The 26,586-nt window shown below is 73.4% G+C and carries 25 protein-coding genes and 3 pseudogenes; 11 read left to right on the forward strand and 17 right to left on the reverse strand.

All coding sequences use genetic code 11. The annotated features are described in order from the left end of the window. The first annotated feature begins 120 nt into the window (after window positions 1-120). Both ctaD and Sdi02f_RS15970 read left to right on the forward strand, forming a co-directional pair. Window positions 121-1,857 carry an aa3-type cytochrome oxidase subunit I gene (gene ctaD / locus Sdi02f_RS15965; protein WP_031082339.1) on the forward strand — a complete coding sequence of 579 codons (1,737 nt, stop codon included), beginning with the start codon at window positions 121-123 and terminating at the stop codon, window positions 1,855-1,857. Next, complete coding sequence (locus Sdi02f_RS15970; protein ID WP_030400492.1) at window positions 1,854-2,228, forward strand: hypothetical protein; 375 nt, start codon at window positions 1,854-1,856, stop codon at window positions 2,226-2,228. The genes ctaD and Sdi02f_RS15970 overlap by 4 nt, the downstream gene beginning before the upstream one ends. Window positions 2,229-2,302: 74 nt before the next feature. Here the strand turns inward: Sdi02f_RS15970 and Sdi02f_RS35885 are convergent, their stop codons facing one another. Next, window positions 2,303-3,274 (reverse strand): zinc-binding dehydrogenase, encoded by a 972-nt coding sequence (locus Sdi02f_RS35885; RefSeq protein WP_167458183.1) that lies wholly within the window; start codon window positions 3,272-3,274, stop codon window positions 2,303-2,305. 201 nt (window positions 3,275-3,475) lie between these two features. Here Sdi02f_RS35885 and Sdi02f_RS15985 point away from each other — a divergent pair, with 201 nt between their 5' ends. Next, complete coding sequence (locus Sdi02f_RS15985) at window positions 3,476-4,984, forward strand: carboxylesterase/lipase family protein (RefSeq protein ID WP_108933526.1); 1,509 nt, start codon at window positions 3,476-3,478, stop codon at window positions 4,982-4,984. A gap of 36 nt (window positions 4,985-5,020) precedes the next feature. Here Sdi02f_RS15985 and Sdi02f_RS15990 read toward each other — a convergent pair. The 3 genes and pseudogenes from Sdi02f_RS15990 to Sdi02f_RS16000 all read right to left on the reverse strand — a co-directional run. Next, window positions 5,021-6,001 (reverse strand): annotated as a pseudogene (locus Sdi02f_RS15990) (ATP-binding cassette domain-containing protein); the annotation flags it as partial. Between the two features lie 186 nt (window positions 6,002-6,187). After that, window positions 6,188-7,411: an MFS transporter gene (locus Sdi02f_RS15995; RefSeq protein ID WP_108933527.1), complete on the reverse strand. Its 1,224-nt coding sequence runs from the start codon at window positions 7,409-7,411 to the stop codon at window positions 6,188-6,190. Between the two features lie 56 nt (window positions 7,412-7,467). Beyond that, window positions 7,468-8,043 (reverse strand): helix-turn-helix domain-containing protein, encoded by a 576-nt coding sequence (locus Sdi02f_RS16000; RefSeq protein ID WP_053664713.1) that lies wholly within the window; start codon window positions 8,041-8,043, stop codon window positions 7,468-7,470. A 172-nt stretch (window positions 8,044-8,215) separates the two neighbouring features. Here Sdi02f_RS16000 and Sdi02f_RS16005 point away from each other — a divergent pair, with 172 nt between their 5' ends. Both Sdi02f_RS16005 and Sdi02f_RS16010 read left to right on the forward strand, forming a co-directional pair. After that, the gene (locus tag Sdi02f_RS16005; RefSeq protein WP_108933528.1) at window positions 8,216-8,863 is read left to right on the forward strand and encodes an FMN-binding negative transcriptional regulator; all 648 of its coding nucleotides are present in this window, start codon (window positions 8,216-8,218) and stop codon (window positions 8,861-8,863) included. 41 nt (window positions 8,864-8,904) lie between these two features. Next, window positions 8,905-9,612 (forward strand): B3/B4 domain-containing protein, encoded by a 708-nt coding sequence (locus Sdi02f_RS16010; RefSeq protein WP_108933529.1) that lies wholly within the window; start codon window positions 8,905-8,907, stop codon window positions 9,610-9,612. A gap of 34 nt (window positions 9,613-9,646) precedes the next feature. Here the strand turns inward: Sdi02f_RS16010 and Sdi02f_RS36425 are convergent, their stop codons facing one another. The 3 genes and pseudogenes from Sdi02f_RS36425 to Sdi02f_RS16020 all read right to left on the reverse strand — a co-directional run bounded on the left by Sdi02f_RS36425 (window position 9,647) and on the right by Sdi02f_RS16020 (window position 11,633). Beyond that, window positions 9,647-10,252: a dihydrofolate reductase family protein gene (locus Sdi02f_RS36425; protein ID WP_053639554.1), complete on the reverse strand. Its 606-nt coding sequence runs from the start codon at window positions 10,250-10,252 to the stop codon at window positions 9,647-9,649. Window positions 10,253-10,429: 177 nt separating this feature from the next. Continuing rightward, a pseudogene (locus Sdi02f_RS36865) lies at window positions 10,430-10,684 on the reverse strand (SDR family NAD(P)-dependent oxidoreductase); the annotation flags it as partial. Further along, entirely contained in the window at window positions 10,617-11,633 is a 1,017-nt protein-coding gene (locus tag Sdi02f_RS16020; RefSeq protein ID WP_031082324.1) for a zinc-dependent alcohol dehydrogenase family protein, read from the reverse strand. The gene Sdi02f_RS16020 and the pseudogene Sdi02f_RS36865, both read right to left, overlap by 68 nt. Before the next feature lie 211 nt (window positions 11,634-11,844). Between Sdi02f_RS16020 and Sdi02f_RS16025 the strand changes: the two genes are divergently transcribed. Further along, window positions 11,845-12,717 (forward strand): helix-turn-helix transcriptional regulator, encoded by an 873-nt coding sequence (locus Sdi02f_RS16025; protein WP_030400483.1) that lies wholly within the window; start codon window positions 11,845-11,847, stop codon window positions 12,715-12,717. A 36-nt stretch (window positions 12,718-12,753) separates the two neighbouring features. After that, window positions 12,754-13,641: an aminoglycoside phosphotransferase gene (locus Sdi02f_RS16030; RefSeq protein ID WP_245962200.1), complete on the forward strand. Its 888-nt coding sequence runs from the start codon at window positions 12,754-12,756 to the stop codon at window positions 13,639-13,641. A gap of 14 nt (window positions 13,642-13,655) precedes the next feature. On the opposite strand, the gene Sdi02f_RS16035 is transcribed toward Sdi02f_RS16030, so the two are convergent. The 6 genes from Sdi02f_RS16035 to Sdi02f_RS16060 all read right to left on the reverse strand — a co-directional run bounded on the left by Sdi02f_RS16035 (window position 13,656) and on the right by Sdi02f_RS16060 (window position 20,660). Further along, window positions 13,656-15,413, reverse strand: a complete 1,758-nt coding sequence (locus tag Sdi02f_RS16035; RefSeq protein ID WP_108933531.1) for a lysyl oxidase family protein — start codon at window positions 15,411-15,413, stop codon at window positions 13,656-13,658. A 255-nt stretch (window positions 15,414-15,668) separates the two neighbouring features. Then, window positions 15,669-16,577 carry a class I SAM-dependent methyltransferase gene (locus Sdi02f_RS16040; RefSeq protein ID WP_053639509.1) on the reverse strand — a complete coding sequence of 303 codons (909 nt, stop codon included), beginning with the start codon at window positions 16,575-16,577 and terminating at the stop codon, window positions 15,669-15,671. A 61-nt stretch (window positions 16,578-16,638) separates the two neighbouring features. Then, on the reverse strand, window positions 16,639-17,733 hold the full coding sequence (locus Sdi02f_RS16045) for an alcohol dehydrogenase catalytic domain-containing protein (protein WP_108933532.1): 1,095 nt from the start codon (window positions 17,731-17,733) through the stop codon (window positions 16,639-16,641). 1 nt (window position 17,734) lies between these two features. Continuing rightward, the gene (locus tag Sdi02f_RS16050; protein WP_108933533.1) at window positions 17,735-19,138 is read right to left on the reverse strand and encodes an aldehyde dehydrogenase family protein; all 1,404 of its coding nucleotides are present in this window, start codon (window positions 19,136-19,138) and stop codon (window positions 17,735-17,737) included. 9 nt (window positions 19,139-19,147) lie between these two features. Beyond that, window positions 19,148-19,900, reverse strand: coding sequence for a (5-formylfuran-3-yl)methyl phosphate synthase (locus Sdi02f_RS16055; protein ID WP_030400477.1), 753 nt, complete (start codon window positions 19,898-19,900; stop codon window positions 19,148-19,150). A 250-nt stretch (window positions 19,901-20,150) separates the two neighbouring features. Then, window positions 20,151-20,660 carry a 2'-5' RNA ligase family protein gene (locus Sdi02f_RS16060; protein ID WP_234342042.1) on the reverse strand — a complete coding sequence of 170 codons (510 nt, stop codon included), beginning with the start codon at window positions 20,658-20,660 and terminating at the stop codon, window positions 20,151-20,153. 201 nt (window positions 20,661-20,861) lie between these two features. On the opposite strand from Sdi02f_RS16060, the gene Sdi02f_RS16065 reads away from it, so the two are divergent. Further along, the gene (locus Sdi02f_RS16065; RefSeq protein WP_030400475.1) at window positions 20,862-21,581 is read left to right on the forward strand and encodes a VOC family protein; all 720 of its coding nucleotides are present in this window, start codon (window positions 20,862-20,864) and stop codon (window positions 21,579-21,581) included. Window positions 21,582-21,620: 39 nt separating this feature from the next. Here Sdi02f_RS16065 and Sdi02f_RS16070 read toward each other — a convergent pair whose 3' ends face one another. Beyond that, window positions 21,621-22,178, reverse strand: a complete 558-nt coding sequence (locus tag Sdi02f_RS16070) for a GNAT family N-acetyltransferase (protein ID WP_108933534.1) — start codon at window positions 22,176-22,178, stop codon at window positions 21,621-21,623. Between the two features lie 52 nt (window positions 22,179-22,230). Between Sdi02f_RS16070 and Sdi02f_RS16075 the strand changes: the two are divergent. Next, a pseudogene (locus tag Sdi02f_RS16075) lies at window positions 22,231-22,821 on the forward strand (TetR/AcrR family transcriptional regulator); the annotation flags it as partial. 57 nt (window positions 22,822-22,878) lie between these two features. Here Sdi02f_RS16075 and Sdi02f_RS36435 read toward each other — a convergent pair. Together Sdi02f_RS36435 and Sdi02f_RS16085 are read right to left on the reverse strand one after the other, a co-directional pair. Beyond that, window positions 22,879-23,151 carry a DUF4190 domain-containing protein gene (locus Sdi02f_RS36435; RefSeq protein ID WP_037798692.1) on the reverse strand — a complete coding sequence of 91 codons (273 nt, stop codon included), beginning with the start codon at window positions 23,149-23,151 and terminating at the stop codon, window positions 22,879-22,881. A 93-nt stretch (window positions 23,152-23,244) separates the two neighbouring features. Continuing rightward, window positions 23,245-24,411, reverse strand: a complete 1,167-nt coding sequence (locus tag Sdi02f_RS16085) for a nuclear transport factor 2 family protein (protein ID WP_108933568.1) — start codon at window positions 24,409-24,411, stop codon at window positions 23,245-23,247. 94 nt (window positions 24,412-24,505) lie between these two features. Between Sdi02f_RS16085 and Sdi02f_RS16090 the strand changes: the two genes are divergently transcribed. Next, on the forward strand, window positions 24,506-25,444 hold the full coding sequence (locus Sdi02f_RS16090) for a LysR family transcriptional regulator (protein WP_108933535.1): 939 nt from the start codon (window positions 24,506-24,508) through the stop codon (window positions 25,442-25,444). Between the two features lie 16 nt (window positions 25,445-25,460). Here Sdi02f_RS16090 and Sdi02f_RS16095 read toward each other — a convergent pair whose 3' ends face one another. Further along, window positions 25,461-26,066 carry a TetR family transcriptional regulator gene (locus Sdi02f_RS16095; protein WP_245962201.1) on the reverse strand — a complete coding sequence of 202 codons (606 nt, stop codon included), beginning with the start codon at window positions 26,064-26,066 and terminating at the stop codon, window positions 25,461-25,463. Window positions 26,067-26,115: 49 nt separating this feature from the next. On the opposite strand from Sdi02f_RS16095, the gene Sdi02f_RS16100 reads away from it, so the two are divergent. After that, complete coding sequence (locus Sdi02f_RS16100) at window positions 26,116-26,580, forward strand: SRPBCC family protein (protein ID WP_030400469.1); 465 nt, start codon at window positions 26,116-26,118, stop codon at window positions 26,578-26,580. The last annotated feature ends 6 nt before the right edge of the window (window positions 26,581-26,586 follow it).

Genomic DNA, 26,586 nt, shown 5'->3' on the forward strand with positions numbered 1-26,586 from the left:
CGTTCGAGTGCAAAGGGACCGCGCCGGACCGCGTGTCATTTGCCACCAGCGGTATGCCGCGCCCCGCGCGACGAGAATGCCCCGCGTACCTGACGCAGAGCATCTGGAGGCCTTGGCGCCGTGACCACCGTCGAAGGGGCCCACAGCCCCGCAGCAGGCGACCATTACGCGGACGAACTGCCCCTCCTGCGCAAGGCGCCCGGCAATGCAGTGATCAAGTGGCTGACGACCACGGACCACAAGACGATCGGCACGCTGTACCTGGTGACGTCGTTCGCCTTCTTCCTGATCGGCGGCGTTCTGGCGCTCATCATGCGCGCCGAGCTGGCCCGGCCGGGACTGCAGATCGTCTCCAACGAGCAGTTCAACCAGGCGTTCACGATGCACGGCACGATCATGCTGCTGATGTTCGCGACGCCGCTGTTCTCCGGGTTCACGAACTGGATCATGCCGCTGCAGATCGGCGCGCCGGACGTGGCCTTCCCCCGGCTGAACATGCTCGCCTACTGGCTGTACCTGTTCGGCTCGCTCATCGCGGTGGGAGGGTTCCTGACCCCCGGCGGTGCCGCCGACTTCGGCTGGTTCGCCTACTCCCCGCTGTCCAACGCGGAGCACTCGCCCGGGATCGGCCCCGACCTGTGGATCATGGGTCTGGCCCTCTCCGGCTTCGGCACCATCCTCGGCTCGGTCAACTTCATCACCACGGTCGTGTGCATGCGCGCGCCGGGCATGACCATGTTCCGCATGCCGATCTTCACCTGGAACGTGCTGCTGACCAGTGTGCTCGTCCTGTTCGCCTTCCCGGTGCTGGCCGCGGCCCTGCTCGCCCTGGAGGCCGACCGCAAGTTCGGTGCCCACATCTTCGACGCGCCCAACGGCGGGGCCCTGTTGTGGCAGCACCTGTTCTGGTTCTTCGGGCATCCGGAGGTCTACATCATCGCGCTGCCGTTCTTCGGCATCATCACCGAGATCATCCCGGTCTTCTCCCGCAAGCCGATCTTCGGCTACATGGGCCTGGTGGGAGCGACCATCGCGATCGCCGGTCTGTCGGTGACGGTGTGGGCCCACCACATGTTCGTGACCGGAGGTGTGCTGCTGCCGTTCTTCTCGTTCATGTCCTTCCTGATCGCGGTCCCGACCGGTGTGAAGTTCTTCAACTGGGCCGGGACGATGCTCAAAGGGTCACTCAGTTTCGAGACACCGATGCTGTGGGCCACCGGCTTCCTGGTCACCTTCCTGTTCGGCGGGCTGACCGGAGTGCTGCTGGCCTCGCCGCCGCTGGACTTCCACGTCTCGGACTCGTACTTCGTGGTGGCGCACTTCCACTACGTGGTGTTCGGCACCGTGGTGTTCGCCATGTTCGCCGGCTTCCACTTCTGGTGGCCCAAGTTCACCGGCAAGATGCTCGACGAACGCCTCGGCAAGATCACCTTCTGGACGCTGTTCCTCGGCTTCCACGGCACGTTCCTGGTCCAGCACTGGCTGGGCGCCGAGGGCATGCCCCGCCGTTACGTCGACTACCTCGCGTCCGACGGGTTCACCGCCCTCAACTCGGTCTCGAGCATCTCCTCCTTCCTGCTGGGCCTGTCCATGCTCCCGTTCCTCTACAACGTGTGGAAGACGGCCAAGTACGGCAAGCCGGTCGGCGTGGACGACCCGTGGGGCTACGGCCGTTCGCTGGAGTGGGCGACCTCCTGCCCGCCCCCGCGCCACAACTTCTGCACCATGCCGCGCATCCGCAGTGAATCCCCCGCCTTCGACCTGCACCACTTCGAACTCACCTCCCTGGACCAGAAGGAGAACACCGGCCAGCGCGACGTCATCGACGTGGCGGGCCACGAGGGCGAACGGTCGTGACCGGCGGTGAGCGCCCGCGCCGCCCGGTCGGCGACGCCGCGTCCGTCGCCACGCAGGCGGAGGGCTTCCTGCGGGCCCGGGCCTACTACGACGAGGCCCGCGAGGAAGCACGGGCGCTGTGCGACCGCATGCCGTGGATGACCTCGGCCCAGGCGGACGACTTCACGCGGCACTACGTCGACCACCGGCTGACCCTGATGCGTGCCATGCTCAGCGTGACCGTCACACGCGCCGGCGAACTCCGCGAGGAGTACGAAGGGCGTTACCTGCACCTGCGCCGCACGCTGCTCAGGCGGCACGTGACGTGGCTGTCGGTCGTGCTGACGTCAGCCACGGGCCTGCACGCGATGGCCTGGATCTGGCTGCGGTAGCCGGGACGACGGCTTCTACGGGGGCGAGACCCGGGCGGAGGAGTCCGGACCCCACTGCGGGCAGGACGCCTTTCCTACTCGCCCCCGATCAGCAGCAGTGACTTGCCCACGGTGGTGCGCGCGGCCAGGGCGCGGTGCGCGTCGGCGGCCCGCTTCAGCGGGTAGGTGGCACCGATCACCGGGCGCAGGCCGCCCTCGGCGGCCTGTTCCAGGGCCCGGCCCAGCGCTTCCCTGACGGTCTGCCGGTCCGGCGGACCCTCCGCGAGCGGCGTGAGCAGCCGGATGCCCCGGCGGGCGGCCGCCTCCGGGTCCGGGGCGGCGAAGCCGTCGGCGGTGCCGTAGGTGACGAACCGGCCGCCGTCCGCGAGCGCGTCGACGGCGGCCGTGCCGAGCGCCCCGCCCGCGCCGTCGTAGACCAGGGCGGCGCCGCCGCCGGTCGCCTCCCGCACCCGCCCGGTCCAGTCCGCGCGTGTGTAGTCGACGACGGCCTCGGCACCCAGGTCGCGCGCCAGCGCCAGCTTGGCGTCGCTGGAGGCGGCGGCCACGACCCGGGCTCCGGCGTCGACGGCCAACTGCACCAGCAGGGTGCCGGCTCCGCCGGCCGCCGACGAGACCAGGACCCACTCTCCTTCGCACGGTGCCCCCAGCCGGTGCAGGCCGAGCGCGGTCACTCCGTCGTGCACCAGTGCGGCCGCCGTCTCGGTGGCCAGCCCGTCGGGGACGGGCACGATCTCCTCCTCGCCCGCGACGACCTGCTCGGCGTATCCGGTGCCGGTTCGTACGGCCACGCGCCTGCCGATCCAGGCCGGGTCCACTGCGCCGCCGACGGCCAGCACCTCTCCCGCCCCGCCGCCACCGGGCACGTACGGCGGCGTGCGCGGGAAGAGGTCCTGTCCCCACCCGGAGCGCAGCAGGGTGTCGAGGAAGATGACGTCGGCGGCGGCCATGCCGACGACGACCTGGCCGGGGCCGGGCACCGGATCGGGCAGGACCACCGGGGTCAGCACCTCGGGACCGCCGAACGCGACGGCTTGAACGGCATGCATGAGCAGCACCTCTCGTTGAGGACGACGTCCCGGACAGCCTCCGACCTCAAGTCGGGTCGAGGTCAAGGAGATCCCTCCCCCCGGGAACCCGATTGACATCACCGGTGCGTCAGTCCGGCCGAACCCGGTGTTGGCCCTGTTCCGCCGGGCGGTGCGAAGCTGTGGCCCCGGCCCGTCGGCGTGTGACGAGAGGCAGTCTCTGTGGACATCTTCAGTACGGGGCACGGCGCGGTCCGCGGGTTTCGGCCCTCCGAAGACGTCGTCGCCGTCCTCGGCATCCCCTACGCCGCCCCGCCGTTCGGCGCCAACCGCTTCCGGGAGCCCCGCCCGGTGACGCCGTGGACCGGAGTGCGGGAGTGCGGGGCATTCGGGCCGATCGCCCCGCAGTCGGCGGAACTCCCCGGGGCTCCGGTGTGGTCCCCCGGCGACGAGGACATCCTCACCGTCAACGTGTGGACGCCGGCCTCGCGCAGTGGCCCCTTGCCGGTGCTGGTCTGGATACACGGCGGTGCCTACACCTTCGGCTCGTCCGCGCAGCCGGACTTCGACGGATCCGTGCTGGCGCGGGCCGGACTGGTCGTGGTCACGCTCAACTACCGCATCGGTTTCGAGGGCTTCGGCCACGTCCCGGCGGACGGGCCGGCCGCCTGCCCGGACAACCGGGGACTGCTCGACCAGGTCGCCGCTCTGCGGTGGGTGCGTGAGAACATCGCCGGCTTCGGCGGCGATCCCGGCAACGTCACCGTCGCCGGCCAGTCCTCCGGGGCGGCCTCGGTCGCCTGTCTGATGGTGATGGACCGCGCCCGCGGCCTGTTCCGCCGCGCCATCGCGCACAGCCCCGCCAGTCCCTGCTGCACGCGTGACATGGCGGTGGCGACCACGCGGGAGGTCGCTGCCGCCGCCGGCTGCCCGGCCACGGCCGCGGGTCTGCTGTCCGCCACTCCGCAGGCGCTGGTCGCCGCGGCCGACCGGGTGGTCGACGACTACCGGCGCGACCCCGCCTCCGGTTCCCGTCACTACGACCCCTCGCTCTACGCCCCCGTGCTCGACGGCGACGTCCTGCCCACCGACCCGCTCACGGGCATGGCGACCGGCGCGGCCCGGGACGTGGACCTGCTGGTCTGCCACACCACGCAGGAGTACTGGCTGCTGGACGCCGTCGGCAGCAGCGCCAAGGTCACCACCGAGGCACAACTCGCCCGGTTCGCCGAAGACTTCGGCCTGCCCGACGGCCTGGTCGCCGGTTACCGCGCCGACCTGCCCCAGGCTCCGGTGCTCGACGTCTACCTCGCCGTCTACGGCGATCTGCTCTTCGGTGAGTACAGCAACCGGCTCGCCGAACTCCACGCCCGGGCCGGCGGCCGGTCGTTCCTGTCCCGTTTCGACCGGCGGCGCACCGGCCCGCACGGTGTCGTGCGGGCCTGGCACTGTGCGGATGTTCCGTTCGCCTTCGGCAACCTGGACGACGAGCGCCTGTCCTTCCTCATCGGCGGGACGCCCACCCCTGCCGACCGGGCACTGGCACGCCGCATGGTGCGCGCCTGGGCCGACTTCGCGGCCACCGGCGACCCGGGCTGGTCACCGGTGGGCGACGCCACCGCCGAGGTCAGGACGTGGACGGCCGACGGCGACACCGATGCCGAGGACCGGTCCACCGCCGGGGTCCGGTCCCTGTGGGCCAAGGCCGACTTTCCGCTCCTGCGGCCGTGAGTCCGCCCGCGGCGGGCCCTCCTCCAGGGCCCGTGGTCACCCGGCTCGGACGCGCGCCGTCCCCGGCAGTTCCAAGTGCTCGCCCTCGAACCGGGACCGCAGCGCGCGATCGTGCGTGACCAGCACGATCGCCCCCGGAAACCCGGTCAGCGCCTCCTCCAGCTCCGAGACCAGCCGGGCCAGATCCACGCGGCGACGCTGGCCGTACGACAACTCGCCGATGCGCAGACGCAGTTCGGCCGGACGGAACAGGCCCAGGGCGAGCAGGGCGTCGGCGTGTTCGTCGGCGCAGCCCACCCGGCCCCGTCCGAACGCCTCGGTCACCCTGAGGTCCGCCGGCCAGGGAGTCTCCTCCTGGCGCAGATGACCCACCCGGCCCGGCACCCGCACCGCGCCCTCGTCCGGCCGTACTTCACCGGCGAGCAGCTTCAGCAGCGTCGTCTTGCCGGCGCCGTTGGGGCCAGTGACGAGAAGGCGTCCGCGACGGCCGAGGTCGAGGGAGCCCAGGCACAGGCGATCCCCCACGCGTACGCCCGACAGGTGGACGACGGGCGGCTCCGGGGAAGCGGTCCCGGTGCCCGCCGGGGTCTCCCCCGCCGTGGCGAGGCGTGCCGTGAAGGCAAGCGGATCCGGCGGCGGTGCCACCGGGTTCCCGGTGAGCCGCTCGACCCGCTCGCGGGCGTTGCGGATGCGGGACATCGCGCCGTGCGCGCGGCCTCGGGCCCGGAAACCGCCGTGGCCGAAGTTGGCCGGCGACGCCTTGCGCGGGACGGCGTGAAGGCGGACGGCGTGGCCGACGGCCAGCCGCTCGTTGCGCGCCAGCTCGCAGCGCCACTCCTCGTACTCCTGGAGCGGGCGGCGGCGCTCGGCCGCCTTCGCCGTGCGGTAGCCGTGGTAGCCGTCGCCGTAGCGGGTGACCTTTCCGGCCTCGGCCTCCAGGACGGTGGAGGTCAGGCGTTCCAGGAAGACCCGGTCGTGGGTGACCGCGAGCACCGTGCCGCGGTGCGCCCGCAGCCTGGCCGCGCCGGTCGACGGTCGGGCCGGATCGGGTGGACGGCTGCACGGCGGGGCGCGGCGACGGCGGAGCGGTGCTCCACGCCGTCGGCGCCGGTGATCTCACAGGGAACCCGTCTCGCCTTGTAGCCGGGCGGACGGACAGCCGGGCGGCCGGCGGGTGCCCACGGCTGCCGTGGGCGGGGCGGCCTACTGGGAGCGGACGTCGGAGCGCGCCCGCGGCGCCCCGGACGGCTGCGTGCGGGTGAGGGCGACCGCGAGGACCGCGACTCCCATCACCACGGACATCACGGTGAAGCCGGCGGCGAAGGTGGCGGCCTGCGCCGCCAGGCCCAGCGCCAGGGAGCCGAGCCCGGTGCCGGCGTCGTAGCCGATGTTCCACGCCACCGATGCCGCGTGCCGGTTCTCCGCGCCCGCGAGGTCGAACGACCGGACCAGGGTGAGGCTCTGGAGCCCTCCGTAGGCGGCCCCCAGCAGGAGCAGCCCGGCGAGCAGGGGGAGGGCGGCCGCGCCGTCCGGGCCGACGGCCAGGGCGGTCAGCGCCAGCCCCGCGCACGCGGTGGCGGCCAGGAGGGCGGTGATCGGCCGCTGGGCGATGCGGTCGGCGAGTTCCCCGCAGCCCCAGCGGGCCACGGCGGCGGTGGCGGTGAGGGCCAGCAGCCCCGTGGCCGCGAGCGCGGGGGTGTCCGTGAACTGCGGCGCGAAGGTGAGCACCGCCCCGCCCGCCGCGGTGACCAGGAGCAGGACGGTGAGCGGGAGGAGGATGCGCCGGAGCACCGTGGCCGTGCGGTCGGGGTGCTGGGCGGGGCCCTCCTGGGCGGGCGGGCCGTCCGTGCGGGCCTCGACGGCGCGGCCGAGGGCCCGGGTCCAGGGCAGCGCGAGGACGGGGAGAACACCGCAGGCGATGATCGCGGGGAGGGCGAAGGTCCCCATCAGCCAGGGCGCCGCCGGAGTGAGGACGACCTGGGGCAGCGCGACGGCGAGGCCGTAGAGGCCGATGGCCGCCCCCTGACGGCCGCGCGGGGCCAGGGCGGCCGCGGCGGTGGCACCGCAGACGGTGACGATGCCGAAGCCCGCTCCGCGCAGGGCGGTCGTCACCAGGATGGGCAGCAGGTGGTCGCTGAGGCTCTGCAGGAGGGCGGGCAGGCCGAGGAGGAGCGCGCCGAGGGCCAGGGTGCGGGGCCAGCCGATCGCGCGCAGCGTCGCCCTGACGCACAACTGGGCCAGTACGGTGGCGCCCATCAGGACGGCCGTGACGAGTCCGGCACCGAACTCGTCGGCGCCTCCGGCGACGGCCCAGGCCGGTGAGACGGGCAGCAGGAGGGCGAGGCCCGCGAAGCAGAAGCCTCCCACCGTCAGCAGGTGGGGTATGCCGGGGGTGCGCAGGACGGATTCCGTCGCTCGTTCAGACATGGATGTCGGCTGTCCTTGGTCGTCGGGGCTGTGGGGGCGCACGGGGAACGCGGCGGTCAGCCCGGGCCGGGCGGCAGCTGGACGGTCATGACCAGGTGGCAGGTCCGGTCGCCCGCGCCGCGGTAGGTGTGGCTCACGTCGCCGTCGAAGGTGGCGGTCTGCCCCGCTGCGACAGGGTGCTCGACGCCGTCGACGACCAGGACCATGCGCCCCTCGGTGACGCTGACGGTTTCGACCACCCCGGCCTGGTGGGGGTGGCTGGGGTACTCCTCCCCGGGCTGGAGCCTCCAGCGCCAGACCTCGACGGGAGCCGGGCCGGAGGTCGTCAGCATCAGCCGGGCCTCGCTGCCCCGCGGCCCCGCCCACAGCGGCATCACGGTGTCGCCGGACACGACCCGGACGCGCTCCTGCGCCGGCCCCTCCATCAGGGCGGACACCGAGACACCGAGGGTGTCGGCCAGCCTCACCAGGGTGGCGAAGTTCGGGTTCCCCTGCGCCTTCTCCAGCGCGACCAGGGACCCCTTGCTGACCTTGGCACGCCGGCCGAGTTCGTCCAGGGACAGTCCGGCGCGGGTGCGGGCCGCGCGGACGTTGTGCGCGAGCGTCCGCAAGGCCGCCTCGGTCTCGGCCATCGCTGTCACCCTCCCGGGGTCGGTCAGTGTGCTGCACCGCGCGGTCGTTCAGTTGACGCACTGCGGTCGGTGCGTTGTACGGTGCAGTCGTTCCGCTGATGGTAGGGGATGCGCCGTCCGTGACGGATCCGCCGCCGGCCCCGCCCGACTCCCGCGTCCGGAGGACCCTTCGATGTTCATCCAGCCCTGGGACGCCGCCCTGGACGACGCCGAGTGGCAGACCTGGATCGCCGACGGCCACGACTTCGGCCTGCTCGGCGTCAACGGCCCGGCCGGTGAGGCACCGGTCGTCGTGCCCACCCACTTCGCCGTCGAGGGTGCCTGCCTGCTCATCCACCTCGCCCGGCCCAACCCGGTCTGGAAGGCGGTCGAGGCCGCCCCGCACGTCACCTTCACGGTGATCGGCGACTACGCCTTCGTCCCCGGCCCCTGGCGCGCCAAGCCGGGCGTACCGCCCACCGAGGGCGTCCCCACCAGCTACTACGCCGCCGTCCAGTTCACCTGCCGGGCCACGATCGTCGACGATCCCGAGGCCAAGGCCGAACTGCTGCGGCGCCAGATCGCCCACTTCCAGCCCGAGGGCGACCACGCCCCCGTCGCCCCCGGCCGGCCGCCGTACGGGCGGATGCTGCCCGGTATCCGCGGCCTCCGCCTGGACGTGACCGACGTCCGGGCGAAGTTCAAGTACGACGACCACAAGCCCGTCGAGCAGCGCGCCGACACCGCCCGCCGGCTCACCGAGCGCGGCGCGGGCCTCGACGCGCCCACCGCGGCCCAGCAGCTCCGCCGCCTCGACCGCATCGGCCCCTGGCGGGCCTGACCCCGCACCCGCCCGCTCTTCCGGATCGGATCCCTCTCACGATGTGCACCTTCCGCCTCAGCCCCACCGTCGCCGACGCCTTTCCCGGCACCCTCGTCGCCGTCGTCACCGCCACCGGCCTGCGCGGCCGCGAGCCCTGGCCCGCCACCGGCACCGCCCTGGCGGATCTGGAGCAGCGGCTCGCCGAAGGCACCTGGGCCCCCGCCGACGAAAGCGACCCCCGCATCGAGGCATGGCACAGCGCCTACCGGAGCTTCGGCACCAACCCCCGTCGCGTCCGCCCCAGTGTGGACGCCCTCGGACGCCGCCTCGCGAAGAAGGGCACCCTGCCCCGGATCAACCCGGCCGTCGACTCGTACAACTCCGTCTCCGTCCGTCACGGTCTTCCCGCCGGCGCCTTCGACCTCGACCACGTCACCGGTGCCGTCGACATCCGCCACGCCGACGGCACGGAGACCTTCACGCCCCTCGGGGAACCCGGCACCGTCGAGCACCCGCGGGCGGGCGAGATCGTCTACACCGACGCCGCGGGCGTCCTCACCAGGCACTGGAACCACCGCGACGCCCACCGCACCCGCGTCACCGAGGACTCCGCACACGTCGCCTTCGTCCTCGAAACCCTCCGCGCCGCCTTTGACGCACACCTCGTCGAGACCGCCGCCGGTGAGCTGCGGGACCTGCTGATCCCGCACGCCGACCGGACCGAGGTGCACCTCCTCACCCCGGAACGGCCGCAGGCGGCCCTGTGAACCGAGGTCCGGTCCTCCGGGACCCTCCGGAGCCCTAGTAACTGTCGTACTCCGGCTCGCCGTTGGTCCGGTAGACGCCGATGACGGTGCCGCCCTTCGTCGTCGAGACACTGACCGGCTCCAGCGCGGTGGGAACGGCTCCGCCGGCGAACAGCCGCTTGCCGGTCCCGATGATCACCGGGTGGATGGTCAGCCGGTACTCGTCGACGAGGTGGTGCCGCATGAGGGTCTGGGCCAGGTCACCACTGCCGACGACGAAGACGTCGCCGCCGTCGGACGCCTTCAGCGCGCGTACGGCGTCGGCGGCGTCGCCCTCCAGCAGCGTGGAGTTCTGCCACTCGACGGACGTCAGCGTCCGGGAGGCCACGTACTTCCGCATGCCGTTCATCCGCGGGGTGAACGGGTTGCCGGGATCGGCGGTCGGCCAGTAGGACGCGAAGATCTCGTACGTCCTGCGGCCGAGGAGCATCGAGTCGCACTGCTCGTACCAGCCCGCGACGGCCGCACCCACCTCCTCGTCGTCGGTCGGCTTCTGCCAGCCGCCGTGCTCGAAGCCTCCCTCGCCGTCCTCGTCCGGCCCGCCCGGCGCCTGCATGACGCCGTCCAGTGTCAGGAACGTGCAGACGATGATCCTGCGCATGGTGTTCTCCCTCCGTAGCGTGTACGAGGGGGCAGACCGTACGACCGCGCGGAACTCATCGGTCGTCGGGCGTCCGCTCCACCGATGGCGCATGCGGCACCCCGCCCCGACGGGGCGGACACGCGCTACTGGGCGGTGCAGCCGCCGTCGACGCGAAGGGCGGCGCCGACTGAGGTCCCGCGCCGCTCGGTGCACCGCGGCCTCGTCCGCGTCGGCCAGGGCGACGGCGGCGCCGGAGGCGGCGAACGCCCGGGCCGCGGCCGGGCCCATGCCGGAGCCGGCCCCGGTGACGAAGGCGACGCGTCCGGAGAAGTCGTAGGTGGGGTCCACGGGTGCTCCGAGGGTGGGCGGAGAGGGGGGCGGCTCAGGGCTTGAGGAGGGTCTTGACAGCGCGGCGCTCGTCCATCGCCCGGTAGCCCTCGGCGACCTCACTCAGGGGCAGCGTGAGGTCGAAGACCCGGCCCGGATCGATCGCCCCGGTCAGGACGCGGTCGATGAGGTCGGGCAGGTAGCGGCGTACCGGGGCGGGGCCGCCGCGCAGGCCGACGTGGGAGAAGAACAGCTCCTGCCCGTCGACGGCGACCTCGTGCGGCACGCCGACGAAGCCGACGTTGCCGCCGGGGCGGGCGGAGTGCAGCGCCTGCCCCATGGCCTGGGCGGTGCCGACGCACTCCAGGACGCTGTCGGCGCCGATCCCGCCGGTCAGCTCCCTGATCCGGGCGACGCCCTCCTCGCCGCGCTCGGTGACGATGTCGGTGGCGCCGAAGGCACGGGCCAGCTTCTGGCGGGGCTCGTGGCGGCTCATGGCGATGATCCGCTCGGCGCCCCTCTCCTTGGCGGCGATCACCGCGCACAGGCCCACCGCGCCGTCCCCGACGACCACGGCGGTGGAGCCGGGCCCGACCTCGGCGGCCTCGGCCGCCCACCAGCCGGTGCCCATCACGTCGGAGACGGCGAGCAGGCCCGGCCACAGCTCCTCCTCCGGCACCCCGTCGGTGGCGACCAGGGTGCCCTGCGCGTTGGGGATGCGCACGTAGTCGGCCTGGCAGGTGGTCATGAACTCGCGGTGCAGGCAGTTCGACTGGAAGCCGTTCGCGCAGTTGGCGCAGGTGTTGTCCGAGGTGGCGAACGAGCCGACCACGAACTGGCCCGGCCGCACCGAGGTGACCTCGCTGCCGACCTCCTCGACGAACCCGACGTACTCGTGGCCCATGGGGTGCGGCTCGGCCGTCGGCTCCAGGCCGCGGTAGGGCCACAGGTCCGAACCGCACACGCAGGTCACCGCCGTACGGATGATCGCGTCGGTCGGGGCGAGGATCTTCGGGTCGTCCAGGGTCTCGAAGCGGATGTCGCCGGGGGCGTGGATCATGGCGCCGTGCATGGGGATGTCCTTCGTGTTCCGAGGCGGACCGCCGAGAGGCACGGCGGTCGCCGGGTGTGGAGCGGGGCGGTCTTCCGTCCGGCCGGCGGCGGCCGGGCGCAAGCTCCCCGCTCTCCAGGCAACCCGTTTCCCGCGCGCTCTGCGAGGCACCGTCGAAGGGTGTACCACCAGTACATCCCTGCGACCGCGCGCGGGACGTACGGTCGAAGGCGTGGACAACCAAGCAGAGGTCCGCGAGTTCCTCACCTCGCGGCGAGCCAGGATCACCCCCGAGCAGGCGGGACTGCCCGCCGGCAGCCGGCGCCGGGTGCCGGGGCTGCGCCGCAGCGAGGTCGCCGCGCTGGCCGACATGAGCGTGGAGTACTACGCGAAACTGGAGCGCGGCAACCTCGCGGGAGCCTCCCCCGCCGTTCTCGAAGCGCTGGCCCGCGCTCTCCGGCTCGACGAGGCCGAACGCGCCCACCTGCTCAACCTCGCCCATGCCGCGGACGGCTCGGACGTCCTCACGCGCCCGCGCCGCCGCACCCCGCAGTGGAAGGCGCACCGGAGCCTGCAGTGGGTCCTGGACGCCGTCACCGCCGGACCGGCCTTCGTCCGCAACGGCCGTATGGACGTGCTCGCCACGAACCGGCTGGCCCGCGCGCTGTACGACGACGTGTACGCCACGCCGCACAACCAGGCGAACCTGGCCCGCTTCAACTTCCTCGACCCCGCCTCGCGCCGCTTCTACCCGGACTGGGACACGGCCGCCGACATCGCCGTGTCGATCCTGCGTACGGAGGCGGGCCGCAATCCGCACGACAAGGACCTCCACGACCTCGTCGGGGAGCTGTGCACCCGCAGTGACGACTTCCGCACCCGCTGGGGTGCCCACAATGTCCGCCACCACGGCACCGGGAGCAAGCTCTTCCACCACCACGCCGTCGGCGATCTCACGCTCGCCTACGAAGGGCTGGAGATGGCCGCCGAACCGGGCCTCACCCTCACCGTCTACACCGCCGAGCCGGGCTCGCCCTCCGAGGAGGGCCTGCGTCTCCTCGCGACGTGGGCCGCCACCCGGGACGCCGTCGCGGCGGAAAAGTAGGTGCGCCCGGCACGGGAAGCCGTCAGGATGCCCGGTGTGACCGAGCTGCCGGGCGACACCGTCCCCTCCCGTGCCGTCCTCGACGCGTTCGGTGTCGAGGGGGTTCCTGTTCCGCTGCCGGGCGGGCAGGGGCGGAGCGTGCTCGTCGGCGGCGCCGTGTTCAAGCCCGCCGAGGGGTCCGACGACGAGGTCGAGTGGGCCTCCGCCCTGTTCGAGAGCCTGGCGCCGGACAGTGGCTTCCGGGTCCCGCTGCCGCTGCGGGCCGCGGACGGCCGGAGCGTCGTGGGCGGTTGGACGGCCAGTGAGTTCCTGACCGGAGAGCCCGGCCCGAGCGGGCACTGGGCGGGTGTGCTCGCGGCCGGCCGTGCCTTCCACGCCGCCCTTGGCGCGGTGCCCCGGCCCCCCTTCCTCAGCCGGGCCACGCATCCGTGGGCGGTGGGCGACCGGGTCGCGTGGGGCGAGCAGGACGTCGACGTGATCGACGATCTCGCCGCGCCGTTCTCGGTCCTCCGGGAGCTGCGGCGGCCGGTGCGGCAGGACGGCGCCCAGCTCGTTCACGGCGACCTCACCGGCAATGTGCTCTTCGCCGAGGGCGAAGCGCCCGCGGTGATCGACTTCTCGCCGTTCTGGCGGCCTCCGGCGTTCGCGGAGGCCGTCGTGGTCGTGGACGGGCTGCTGTGGTTCGATCTTCCGCCCGGCCTGCTGACCGGTGGCGGCGGCACACCCGACTGGCAGCAGATGCTGATCCGCGCGCTGATCTTCCGGCTCGTGGCGCAGAGCGAACTGACGGGGCCGTCGGCACCGGCTCGGCCCGGTGAGCGGGAGCGGTACGCGAGGGCGGTCGACGCCGTGGTGCGGGCCGGCGACCCGGCCGGGCCGGCGGTCACGGTGCGCGACCGCCGGCTCCTCCGCCCGGGGCGCTGACGCCCCGGGCGGGGTCAGTTGGCGTTCACCAGGTCGTGGGCCGGCACCGTCACGGTCCGGGCGTCCGGCTTGCCGCCGAGCACGATCTTCCGCAGCGCGCTGTTGTTGCCGAGGTCGGTCTCCTTGAGCCGCTTCTCGGGGTTGGCCAGCACCTGGATGTAGTAGGTGCCGTTGGGGACGTCCGTGATGTCGAAGGACTGGCCCGGCAGGTCCTGGGAGTACGTGTCGCCGGAGCCGACGTCGAGCACCTCGCGGACGGAGATGGAGTTCTCCTCGCCGCAGGCGGTGGACAGATCGGTGTTGAACGGGTGCCAGTTGGCGTTCTTCACCGTGTAGTCGATGGCGTCGGTGTTGGCCAGGCAGAAGGCTTCCTTGCCGCTGCGCACGGCCTCCTTCTTGTCGGCCTTCAGCAGCCGGTAGCTGGCGAAGTCGGTGAAGTGCCAGTGCATGTGCCCGGGACGGGGGTCCCATTCCATGGTGCCGGTCGGGGTGTAGCCGACCTGCTTGCCCTTGGCGTCGTAGAAGTACTGGTAGGCGTCCATCTTGGCCTTGCCGGGCGTCCGGAAGCCGTCCACCACCAGTTGCGCCGGACCGGCGTTCCAGACGTTGGCGCTGAAGGCCAGGTAGTCCTTGCCGGGGATGTCCTTCTCCCCGTCGGTGACGACGATGCCGTAGGCCGGCAGCGAGCGCAGGTCGGGCTTGGGGACGTCGGGGACGGAGGGGATGCCCGCGGGTCGCTTCGCCAGCGGCTGCAGCGCCAGGGCCTTGCGGGAGCCGTCGGTCTGGCCGCTCTTGTCGCCGACCGGCAGGGAACGCGCGGCCTGCTGCTTCTTCAGGGCCCACGGCAGCGCGGGCGGCGCCGCCCTGAGCGGCCCGTGACCGGCGTTGTACGAGGGGCCGGCGCCGCTCGTGACCGGCGCGGCGGCCTGGGCGGGGGTCGGGGCGTGCCCGGGCCCGTGGCCCGCGTGCGCGGCCGGGGCCTGGTGGGCGGCCCCGTGACCGGCGTGCTCGCCCGCCGTCGCGGACCGTGCCGCCGCCGACTGGGCGGCCCACTCCTCGTCGTCGTAACTGCGTTCCACGACGGTCACCTTGACGGTGGCGGGCTTGTCGGCGATGCCGAAGAGGTCGCGGTACTTCTTGGCCACCCCGACCTTGGCGGTGTAGGTCCCGGGCGCCAGCGCGACGGGCTCGCTGTAGGAACCCCCGTAGGTGTTGGCCGCCCAGCCCTTCTCGACGCCCCACACGGAGCCGAGGGTGAACGGGTTGGTGGGGCAGCTCTCCGGATACTTCGAGGTGGCGGGCGCGTCGGGGCGTACCCGGCCGCTGGCGTTGTTCGGGCAGAAGTCCTCGGTGCGGCCGAGGACCTTCTTGCCCGCCTTGTCGGTGATCGTGATCTGCGCGAAGCCGGGCAGCCCGGAGAAGTCCTTCACCGTGCCCTTCGGCAGTGTCCTGGCCTTGGCCTTCCCGCCCTCGTACACGGTCTGGGTGACGGTCACCGGGTCCTTGTACGACTTCCGGGTCACCTTCAGCTCCAGCGGCCTGCCCTCCGCGGTGAGGTAGGTGCCGAGGTCGAGGTAGACGCCCGGGTCCTCCTTCCAGGAGGTGAGCGTGAGCGAGCCGGTCGCGGCGACGAGGCTCAGCTTCGGCCCCGTCGCCGCCTTCGCCGGCTCCGCGGTGGCGGCCACGAGTGAGCCGGTCACGGCCATGGCGGCGACCGCCGTGGTGCCCACGAGCAGGGGGCGTCGCAGCCGGATGGTGCGTGTTCTGGTCATCGATCCCTCGTCCTTCGGGTGCTTGGGGGGTGCGGTGGGAAGGAAGCAGGCGGGCACGTGCTGTGCCCGCGCTGTGAGAGGGAGCGGTCGGACGTCCGGTTGTCCGGAAGGCGGGAAACCGCGGGAGGTTGGCCGGATCGCGGTGTGGTGGACGACATCAGGCTGAAGTCGTGGAAACGGGCCGCCGGGTGACGGCTCATGGGGTAGGGAACGACGGCCCACGGGGGAGGCAACGACCCGGGGCGCTCGCGGGCGCTACGGCCGCGGTCTGGCGCCGAACACCCAGCGGTTGCCCCCCAGTGCGTCGTTCGGCTCGGGCAGTGGACCGCGTCCGTGCCGGCGGGTGAAGTCGAAGGGGCTGTGGACCGCCGTCGTCCAGCCCTTGTGCGCCAGGGCGGCGGCGGAGTCGGGTCGCGGTTCCAGGCTGAACAGGTCGAGCAGGTCGATGCCGAGTTGCTGGTGCGTCGCGGTGTAGAGCGGGCTGTCGCGGTGTTCCAGCAGGTCCTTGTCGAGCTTGACCTCGTAGGCCAGGGCGCTTCCCCGCGCGCTCAGCCGGTCCACCGCACCGATGAGGTGCGTCTCGGCCGCGCTGGGGAGGTAGAACAGCAGCCCTTCGACCAGCCAGACGGTGGGCGCCGAAGGGTCGAAGCCGGCGTCGGTCAGCGCACCGGCCCAGTCGGCGCGCAGGTCCGCCGGGACCGGGACGCGCCGCGTCCTCGGTGCGGCCGACAGGGCGTCGAGCACCTGGTGCTTGAAGGCCAGCACACCCTGCCTGTCTATCTCGTAGAGCACGCATCCGGGCGGCCAGTCGAGACGGAAGGCGCGTGCGTCCAGTCCGGCCCCGAGCAGCACCACCTGCCGGGCGCCGCCCGTGTGCAGCGAATCGAGCAGGAAGTCGTCGAGGACTCTGGTTCGCAGGCCGAAGTAGCGGGCGAACCGCCCCCACAGCGGGTCCGAGTCCCCGTCCGGGACCTGTCGCAGGCGGACGGGCCAGCCCGCGGACGCCGGTGCGGCGCGCACGAAGTGCTCGGCGTAGTCGTCCTGGGCCAGGCTGTCGGCGCGGTGGGTCTCGATCGCCCGGGCCGCGGCCACCAGGAGCGCGGTCACGCCGACGCCTCCCGCCACGCCTTGCCCGTCGGTGTCTCGTTGTGCGGTGTCGGCCATGTCTTCTCCAAGTCGATGGCGGGTACGGGGCGGCGGCGCGGGCGGCCGGTCGTCAGTCCCGTCACCCGCCGGGTATCAGGACGGGTTTGACGACGTCGCCCGCGTCGCAGTCGTGCTCGGCCTGGTTGATGTCGGCGAGCGGGTAGGTGCGGATCAGCTGGTCGAAGGGGAACAGCCCGGCCTGCCACAGCGCCGTCAGCCGGGGGATCAGGAGCCCGGGGACCGCGTCGCCCTCGCAGATGTGCACGAGGGCGCGCCCCCGGTCCAGGGTTCCCGGTTCGAGCGGCAGCGCGGTGTGGAGCCGTGCCACCAGGCCGAGACGGCCGGCGGGGCGCAGGGACCGGAGCGCCTCGTTGATCAGCCCGGCGGAGGCTGTGGTGTCCAGCGCGCAGGAGGCACCGCCGTCGGTCAGTCGTCGGATGCGTGCGGGCAGGTCGGCCGTCGCGGCGTGCAGCGGGATCGCGCGGAACTGTTCGGCCAGGGCCAGGCGTCCCGGGTGGCGGTCGACGGCCACCACCACCGCCCCGGCCGCCGTGGCCGCCATGACCGCGGCGAGTCCCACGGCGCCCGCGCCGAACACCGCGAAGGTGTCGCCGGGGCCGGCGCCGAAGGAGTTGAAGACCGCGCCGGCCCCGGTGAGGAAGCCGCAGCCGAGCGGCCCCAGCAGTTCGAGGGGCAGCGCGGGGTCGACCCGCACGGCGTTGCGGGCCAAGACGGTCGCGTACTCGGCGAACGAGGACTGGCCGAACCAGCGGGGGGCCAGCGCCCCTCCGGCCGCGTCGGTCAACCGGGAGGCCTGCCCCTCGCGTCCGCCGAAGAGGTTCAGGGAGGCGAAGGAGTCGCAGTGGGCGGGGGCGGCGCCCAGGCAGGCACGGCAGTGGCCACAGGAGTCGAAGCTCAGCACGATGTGGTCGCCGGGGGCCAGGCCCGTGTCCGGACCGCCCGTCTCCACCACGACTCCCGCGCCTTCGTGTCCGAGTACGGCCGGCAGCGGGGAGCGGCCCGCCGAGCGGCGGACCGCGAGGTCGGTCCGGCACATCCCGCAGCCGGCGATCCGCACCACGACCTCCCCCGCGGCGGGACCCTCGTGCTGCGTCACCTCCTCCAGTTCGAACCGGGCCTCGTGGGAGCGCAGTACGGCCGCACGGAACTTCACGTCAGGTCTCCTCCAGGCGGTGCACGACGAAGGGTCTGAGGTTGCCCCGCAGGCCCCACGGCCCGCCCGCGACACCGACGCCGCTCTCCTTGGTGCCCGCGAAGGGCTGGGCGAGGGACAGTTCGGCGTGGTGGTTGATCCATGCCGTCCCGCACTCCAGGCGCTCCGCGACGGCCTCGGCCCGTTCGGGGTCGGCCGACCACACGGAGCCGCCCAGTGCGTAGCGGGTGGCGTTGGCGGCCTCGACGGCGTCGTCCACGCTGTCGTAGGGCAGGACGGGCAGGACCGGGCCGAACTGCTCCTCCGTCACCACGGGGCTGTCGGGGGGCACGTCGGCCAGGACGGTGGGTGCGAAGAAGTACCCCGGCAGGCCCGGACGGCGGCCTCCGGCGGCGGCCCGCGCACCGGCCGCGAGCGCCTGTGCGGTGCACCGCTCGACCCGGGAGAGCTGGGCGGCGTTGTTCAGCGGTCCCAGGTGGGTGGCCGGGTCGAGCCCCGGTCCGACCACGGCTGTCCTCGCCCGGTGCGCGAGGGCCTCGACCACCTGGGAGTAGAGCCGGGCCGGGGCGTAGACGCGCTTGACCGCCATGCAGACCTGGCCGCAGTTGCGGAACGCGGCCCAGAACAGACGGTCCGCGATCCGCTCCACGTCGACGTCCTCCAGGAGGACGGCCGCGTCGTTGCCGCCCAGCTCCAGGGTGACCCGGGCCAGTGAGGTCGCCGCGCCCGCGGCGACGGCCCGTCCGGTGGGCGCGGAGCCGGTGAAGGTGACGTGGCGGATCCCGGGATGAGCCACGAGGCGGGCGCCGAGCGGTTCGTGACCGGTGACGATCGTGAGCACGCCCTCGGGCAGCGCCCGCGCGACGACGTCCCCGAGCAGCCGCGTGGCGAGGGGTGTGTACGGGGAGGGTTTGAGGATCACCGTGTTGCCCGCGGCGAGGGCCGGCGCGAACTTCGCCGAGGCGAGCTGGAGGGGGAAGTTCCACGGGACGATCGCGGCGACGGGACCGAGCGACCGCCAGCGGACCTCACTGCGTACGGGCCGGCCGTCGGTGATCGGCTGCGCGCCCTGGTCCAGCTCGGCGTAGTAGCGCAGCCTCGCGGCCGTACGGGCGACCTCCGCGGACGACTCGGCCAACGGCTTGCCCTGTTCGCGGGTGAGCAGCGGAGCGAGCGCGGCTCCGGCCGCCTCCACCGCGTCGGCCGCCGCCAGCAGCGCGGTGGTACGGGCGGCCCGGTCGGCCCGCCAGCTCCGCCAGGCGGTGTGCGCCCGCTCGACCAGGGCGTCCAGCGTGTCCGGGTGCTGGTCGGGGGCTTCGTCGAAGGCCTCGCCCGTCGCCGGGTCGACGACCGCGAAGCGCCGGTCGCGGCCTGCGGACGCTCTTCGGGGCCGTGTTGTCGGCATGCCGGCCGCTCAGTTCGCGGGAGCGGCGGCCGTGTGTGCCCGGACGTGCTGGTCCATCTCCGCCCGGAAGGCGGCCACCAGGTGCGGCCGGATCCGTCCTGAGGTGCGGTCGCCCCCCTCGCAGACCGCGCCGCGCACTCCGACGATGTCGGTCCCCATGCGTGCCAGCTCCGCGAGGTCGCCGCTCTTGACGCTGCCCGCCAGTGCGGCGAGCAGACCGGCCTCGTGGGCCTGTCGCACGAAGTCGGCGCAGAGCGGGGGCGGAACGTGGTCGAACAGCCGGGTCCCGTCCTTGACCGCGGTGTCGAGCATGGCGGCGTCGGACCCGGAACGGCGGGCGATGTCGGGCAGTGCCAACGGGTTGACGCAGCCGATCCGGTGGGCGTCGGCGTAGCCTGACGCGACGACGAACGCGTCCGGACGGAAGTCCTTGACCGCCCGGACGACGCCGCGCATGACCTCGACGGCCTGCTCGGGCGTCGTGCATCCGTAGAGGCCGACCTTGATGTAGGTGGCTCCGGAGACGGCAGCGCCGAGCGCCGCCTGGGCGACCGTACCGGGCTTGTAGGGGACGTCTCCCACGGTGGCGGACACCGGCGTGTCCGCCGGGACCGCCGCGCGGATCTCCCGGATGACCCACGGGTAGTTGGCCCCGAGGGAGCCCTCGTCGGGCTTCTTGACGTCGACGATGTCGAGGTGCTGGGCCGCCTTCGCGCATTCGAGGGCTTCCTCGACACCGTCCGGAGAGATGAGAAGCAACAAGGTGGGATCCTTCCCCTCCATGGACACCTGCCGGAGCAGGTGTGCGGATCCGCCCGGGTCCCGTGCGGTGGGCACATCATTTCCGGGGCCGTCGGCGCGTGGCAGGGCGCGCGCGGTGACGCACGGGTCATTGCCCGGACCGTCTCGCGCCCCGCGCAACGCGCCGTCTGCGCGGCGGACCCGCGGGGCCCGCGGCCGTGCTTCCGGCGCCGCGCCAGGGACCCCGGCGGGATCCGGACGGCGTCACCCCCTAACGGAGGAGCGGCAGTTCGGCGAGGCCCTGCCAACCCGTCCGGGTGAGGCCGACCACGTGCACGGTGTCGACCACGGCGGTGATCGGCAGCTCGGCGGCGGTACGCCGGCAGATGGCGGCGGCGGCCCGCGGAGGCGCGTCGAGAGCCACGGTGACGTGCACCGGGGGGCGGGGGCCGAACCGTCCGCCATAGGGCACCTGCGCCGGGAAGGCCGTACGGACGGCGTCGGCCACCCGGTCCAGCCCGGGGACCGGCACACCGACGAACCCCGCGGTTCGTTCGGGCGCGGCCAGTGTGACGGGCAGCGGGCCGGGCGGCAGGGCGGCCCGCAGCCGGTGCAGCTCCGGCTCTCCCACCTCGTCCGCGGGCAGCCAGGGGTAGAGCAGCGCGGCGTGCGCGGGCACGCCGGGCCGTACCACCGACTCGTCCACGGCGGCGGCCAGCCGCAGCAGCGGCTCGGCCTGCGGCAACAGCGCCAGCACCGCCGTCGTCCCGGTCCGGGCCACCTCGTCCGCCTCCCCCGCGTCGCCGTCCGCCCTGTCGCTCCGACCCTACGGCTTGCCCGCGGGAAACTCGGATGCGGTGGCCGCGCGACCGCCCCTAGGCTGCGGCCGTCGGGCGGGCGTGCCGCCGCACCGGTCCTTCCCGTGGCCGGCGACCTTCCGGGTACGACCGTACGAACGTCATGGATCGAGGGTGCGCCGCGTATGACCAGTCAACTGTCCGCGATCTGCTTCACCACTTCCCTGCCCGCGCAGCTGGCGCGGTTCTGGGCGGGGGTCCTGGACTGGGAGTCGGCGGCCGGGCCGGAGGGCGACGTCGCGGTCCTGCCTCCGGACGGCACCGGGTACCGCATCCGGTTCGTGCCGGGCCGGGCACCGAAGACCGTCCAGAACCGGGCGCACTTCGACCTCACCAGCACGTCCCCGGAGGAGCAGCGGCGCACGGTGGCCAGGGCCCTGCACCTCGGCGGGAAGCACATCGACGTGGGCCAGCGTCCCGAAGAGGGCCATGTGGTGCTCGCCGACCCGGACGGGAACGAGTTCTGCGTCCTGCCCGCGGGCAACGCGTTCCTCGCCGGCATCGGCCCGGTCGGAGCGCTGGCCTGCGACGGCACGCAGGAGGTCGGCTACTTCTGGAGCGAGGCGCTGCGGTGGCCGCTGGTCTGGGACCAGGACCAGGAGACCGCGGTCCAGTCGCCGGCCGGTGGCACGAAGATCACCTGGGGCGGTCCGCCGGTGGCGCCGCAGTCCGGGGTCAACCGGCTCCGTCTCGAACTCGCGGTCCCCGCCGACGCCGACTTCCCCGCGGAGATCGACCGCCTGCTCGCGCTGGGCGCGACGCGTGCCGGCGGTGAGAGGGCCGGCGGCGGAGCGTTCCTGCTCGACCCGGACGGCAACGAGTTCACGGTGCACCGCCTCGGCTGAGGGGTCGCCCGTGCGGAGCGGGCACGGCGTCGCCCTGCTTCACCGCTCCCGTCCCCGCGCCTTCCACTCGGGGGCCAGCAGCGCCCAGACCTGCTTGTCGTGACGCACGCCTTCGTACGGCCACGCCTCGCGCCGCATGCCTTCCAGGGTCATGCCGAGCCTCTCGGCCACCGCGGCGCTGCGGTCGTTGTCCGCCCGGCAGTGCCATTCGGCCCGGTGCAGGTGCCGAGTGGTGAAGGCCCAGTCCAGCAACTGGCCGCAGGCCCGCGTGATCAGCCCCCGGCCCTCGGCCGACGGCTCCAGCCAGCAGCCGATCTCGCAGGTGCCGAAGGCGGCGTCGAACTGGGTGAACATCACGCCGCCGAGCAGGACCCGCCCGTCCCACAGGCCGTACAGACGGGCACCGTCGGCGGCCTGGCGGGCGGCATACCGCTCGAGCGTGGCGCGCGCTCCGTCGATGTCGTCGGTGACGAAGGCGGGCCCGACCCAGGGGCGGATGTGCTCACGGGCCCGGTCCAGGTGAGCCGCGAACTCCTCCGCCTGCCACACCTCCAGTGGACCGAGGCGAGCAGAACCACCCAGCGGCACCGAGAACATGAGGACCTCCCCCGTTTGCACAACAAGTGTTACGTCAATGTACCGTGGCGGCATGCCACGCACCAAGGGAGATCACGAGGCCCGGCGGCGGGACGTCTCCGCAGCGGTCTGGCAGGTCATGGCCACCCGCGGTTTCGCGGGCCTGACCCTGCGCGCCGTGGCCGCCGAACTCGGCGCGACCACGGGCCTGCTGACGCACTACTTCCCCGCCAAGCGCGACCTGGTCGCCTACGCCCTCGACCTGCTCGAACAGCGCACTCGCTCCCGTCCCCGCCGCCGTTGCGGCCAGGGCCTGGCCGCCTTCAGGGACGCCCTGCTGGACATCCTGCCGCTGACCCCCGAGGCCACGGACAGCAACCGCGTCTGGGTCTCCTCCTGGGACGCCGCGCTCAGCGACCCGGCCCTGGCCGCCGACTACGCCCGCAAGTACGCCGAGAGCCGGGACAGGCTGCGCGCCCGGGTGGCGGCGGCACAGGAACTCGGCGAACTGCCCCCGGGCGACCCCGCACGGATCGCGGCCGGCGCCCAGTCCTTCGTCCTCGGACTGGTGGTCCAGGCCCTCTTCGACCCGGCGGAGTTCACGCCTCGGCGGCAGGTCGGACTGCTGGACGGCTACGTGGCCGCTCTGGCCACCGGAAACGGGCCCGCGTCGCCTCCGGGAGACGGTGCGGGCCCGCGGTGCGAGTCCGGTCGGGCGGTGTCAGCCGAAGTGCCAGGAGAAGGCTCCGCCGTTGTTGGCGGCGACGGCGAACATCACGATCATGAGCACGATGTCGGCCACTCCGAGGCCGAGGGCCCACTTGGCCATGGCCGATCCGGTCTGCCGCAGCGCCACGGCGCCGAAGACGATCGCGAGCGGGCCCAGGACGATCGGCAGGATGAGTAGTCCGACGATGCCGCAGACCAGTCCGGCGATCGCCAGTCCGCTGGTCCTGCCGCCGTTGCGGGTTCCCGTTCTGCTGTAGGTCGACATGCCTTCTCCCGATCTGTCGTAGATCAGCCGGTTTCTCCTTCGGTGGCCTTCGAGTTGCCCCTCGGCGTCGTTTCACACCTGCGGCACGGGCTTTCAACGGCGCCGGTGGTAGGCCTTGTTCGCGATGCGCCAGCCGTCGCCGGAGCGGATCAGCAGGAAGACGTCGGTGAACGTGTCGGCACCGTGCCGCAGTGTCATGGTGGCGGTGGCGACGGTGCCGTGGACCTCGACGGAGTCGATGCGGCGGGTGCGGGTCGCTTCGTCCGGGGCCGGGCGGCCGTGGAAGAGGGCGCCGTATGCGTCCAGGTCCCAGGAGACGAACGCACCGTCGCGGATTCCCTCGATGCGGGCGGTGGGCAGGAACGCGTCGTGGAAGTGGCGGGGGTCGCCGGTGGCGTGCCCGCGCACATAGGCGCGCAGCGGTTCGAGGACGGCCTGCTCCACGGTCGGCGCGGCGGCGGCGACGGCGATGTCGTCGCCCGCGTCGGCCGTGGGGTCTACCAGCGGGCCGGGGGTGCGCAAGGGGGCGTCCGACGCGTCGGCCAGCAGCGCCATGTCCTTGGCCAGCGCACCGATGGTGAAGTCGGCGGTGCGCGGGGCCGGTTCGCCGGTGAGGAAGGGACGCTTGCGGGCCACGAGCCCGCCGAGCGGGCCGAGTTCGAGGACGTCCAGGACCTGGTCGCGGGGCAGGCCCAGCGCCTCGCCCTGCCGCAGTGCGTCACGCAGGGCGAGGAGGGATCCGGCCAGGCTGCCGTTGGCGACGAGTTTGAGCGCCGCGGCGGTGGCGGCGTCGTCGACGGGATGCACGGTACCCAGCGTTTCCAGGCCCGGCCGGGCCCTGTCGAGCCTGTCCCGGTCGGCGGCGGCGAGGATCCGGAGCGTGCCGCCGGCCGCGGCCGCGACGGAGCCGATCACCGGCGCGTGGACGTAGGACCGGCCGAGTCGGCGCGCGAACTGCGAAGCCCGGGCGGGAGAGACGGTGCTGGTGTTCAGCACGATGGCGTCCGGGCGCAGCGAGTCCCGGACGTCGTCGAGGACCTGCCGGCAGGCCGCGCCGTCGAAGAGCGACAGGAGTACGAGGCCGGCCCCGGCCACGGCGGTGCCCGGAGTCGTGGCCACCTCGACGGTGCCCGGTGTGCGCCCGGAGCGGGTCCAGCCCATGACGGGGCGGCCCTGTGCGGTGAGACGGGCGGCCATCGCCTCCCCCATCCGTCCCAGGCCGAGGACGGCGACGGTGCGGGGCGTTCGTGGTGCGTTCATGACCACCACGGTGGTGCATCAACACCCCTGCGACAAGCGCAGGTTCCGCAACCCTGCTCTGCGCAGCACGCATGGCTGCCGTCATACTTGCCCGATGGACCTGACCGTCTGGCAGACCTTCGTGACCGTGTGCCGTCTCGGGTCGCTGTCGGCGGCCGCCGACGAGCTGAACCACACGCAGTCGGCCGTCTCCCGGCAAATCGCGGGACTGGAGCGGCAGTTGGGGGTGAGGCTGGTGGAGCGCCATGCGCGGGGCGTGCGTCCGACGACGGCCGGCGACGTGTTCCGGCGCCACGCCCTGGCCACTCTCAGGGAGGCCGACCGTGCGGTACGGGCCGCACGGGACGTGCGCGACGGGGCGCTCGGCCGGCCGTTGGCCGTCGGCGCGGCCCCGTCACTGGCTTCCGGGCTCGTCCCGGAGGCCGTCCGCGGCCTGCTCGTCAAGACCGGACGCATCCGGTGGAGTCTGGTCCCCGGCCTGAGCGGACGGCTGCACCAGCGCGTGTCCGACGGGGACCTCGACCTCGCCGTCGTCACCGACGCGCCTCCCGGGCTGCCCCATGACGCACAGGTCGAACGCCGCTTCCTCGGCCTGGACGACATGGTCGTCGTCCTGCCCCTCGGCCACCCGCTGGCCGGTGGCGGCCCCGTGCACATCGGGGCGCTGGCCGGCGAGACATGGACCGAGGACAACGACGGCTCGGCGGCGCTCCTGCGCCAGCACGCGGCCCGCGCCCGAGTCGCTGTCCGGATCGGCCTGGTCGCCGCCGATCTGCCCGGCAAGCTGGCCCTGGTGGCGACCGGTCACGCCGTCGCGCTGATACCCGGGGTGCTGACGAGCGCGCTGCGGGCCGACCTCACCACGATGCGCCTCGTCGATCCCCCGACGCGGGGCATCTACACGATCACGCCACGCCGCGATCCCCACCCGTGCGCGGCGGCTCTCCACGACGAGCTCGCCGCCGCGTTCGCCGCACCGGACGGCTTCCGGCGGGCCGCCGCGGCCACCGCGCCCGGGGAGACGGGACCCTGACGGCGGCCCTGCCCCGTCACTCGGAGCCGTAGTACATCCGGAGGAACTCGTCCATCGCCGCGTCGACACCGGCGCGGTCGCCGGTGGCGAGCAGGTCGAGCAGCAGGCCCCTGACGGTGGCGAGGCCCAGTCTGGCCCGGTTCCGCGCCGCGGCGGGCGACGCCCCGGCCTCGGCCTCGGCCGCCGCCAGGGGCCCGAGCCAGGAGTCCACCAGTCCGTCCAGGAACGGGGCCGCCTCGGGCCGGCCGCGCAGGGCCTGTGCGCAGATCTCGAAGAAGAGCCGCTCCTGGCCGGCCGTCGCGGGATCCGTCAGCTGCCGCCACAGCAGCCGTGCGACGTCGGCGGGTGAGCGTCCCGGCTGCGCGCGGAGCCGGGACAGCAGCTCCCGCTGGCGTCGCTCCGACGCCCGGACGATCTCGACGAGCAGCCGCTCCTTGGAGCCGAAGTAGTGGATCAGCATGCGATGGCTGACCCCGATCGCGGCACCGAGGCGGCGCAGGCTCAGGTCGGCGATGCCGTGGGCCACGACGTGGTCGACGGCCGCGTCCACCAGCTCCGCGCGCCGGTCGCCCCGCGCCCCGTGCCCGGCGTCCGGCGTCGCCCGGGCATCGTCCCCTGTCATCACGTCACGAGCGTACCCATGGGCACACACCGCGTGTACCGTGTGGTACATGAAGCCTGTCACCGTGTCGATCGGCGTGCCCCAGACACCCGAGCAGGTCTACGACTTCCTCGACGTCCTGGCTCACCACGAACGGTTCACGGATCACTACCTGTCCGACTGGCGCTGCGGCGGCCCCGCCCGCGGTGTCGGCTCGCGCGTCACGGTCACCGCCTCGCTGGGCGGCACGAAGACCGACGTCGCCATCGAGGTCGTCGAGGCCGACGCGCCCCGGCGCATCGTCGAGCGCAACGTCAGCGCGGGCGGCCGGCGGCTGGCCCACGGGACCTACGTCCTGGAGCCGCTGCGAGCCGGCGGGACACGTGTCTCGTTCACCTACGCATGGGTGCGCGCCCCGCTCCCCGACCGCCTGCTGGCCCCCGTCGTGCGCGCCACGATGCGGCGGGGCAACCGCACGGCCATGCGCCGCCTGGCCGCCGAGCTGAGCCGCCACGTGTCCGCCGCCGGGAGCTGACGGCGG

Source organism: Streptomyces ardesiacus, assembly GCF_003112575.1.
Taxonomy (GTDB): Bacteria; Actinomycetota; Actinomycetes; order Streptomycetales; family Streptomycetaceae; genus Streptomyces; species Streptomyces ardesiacus.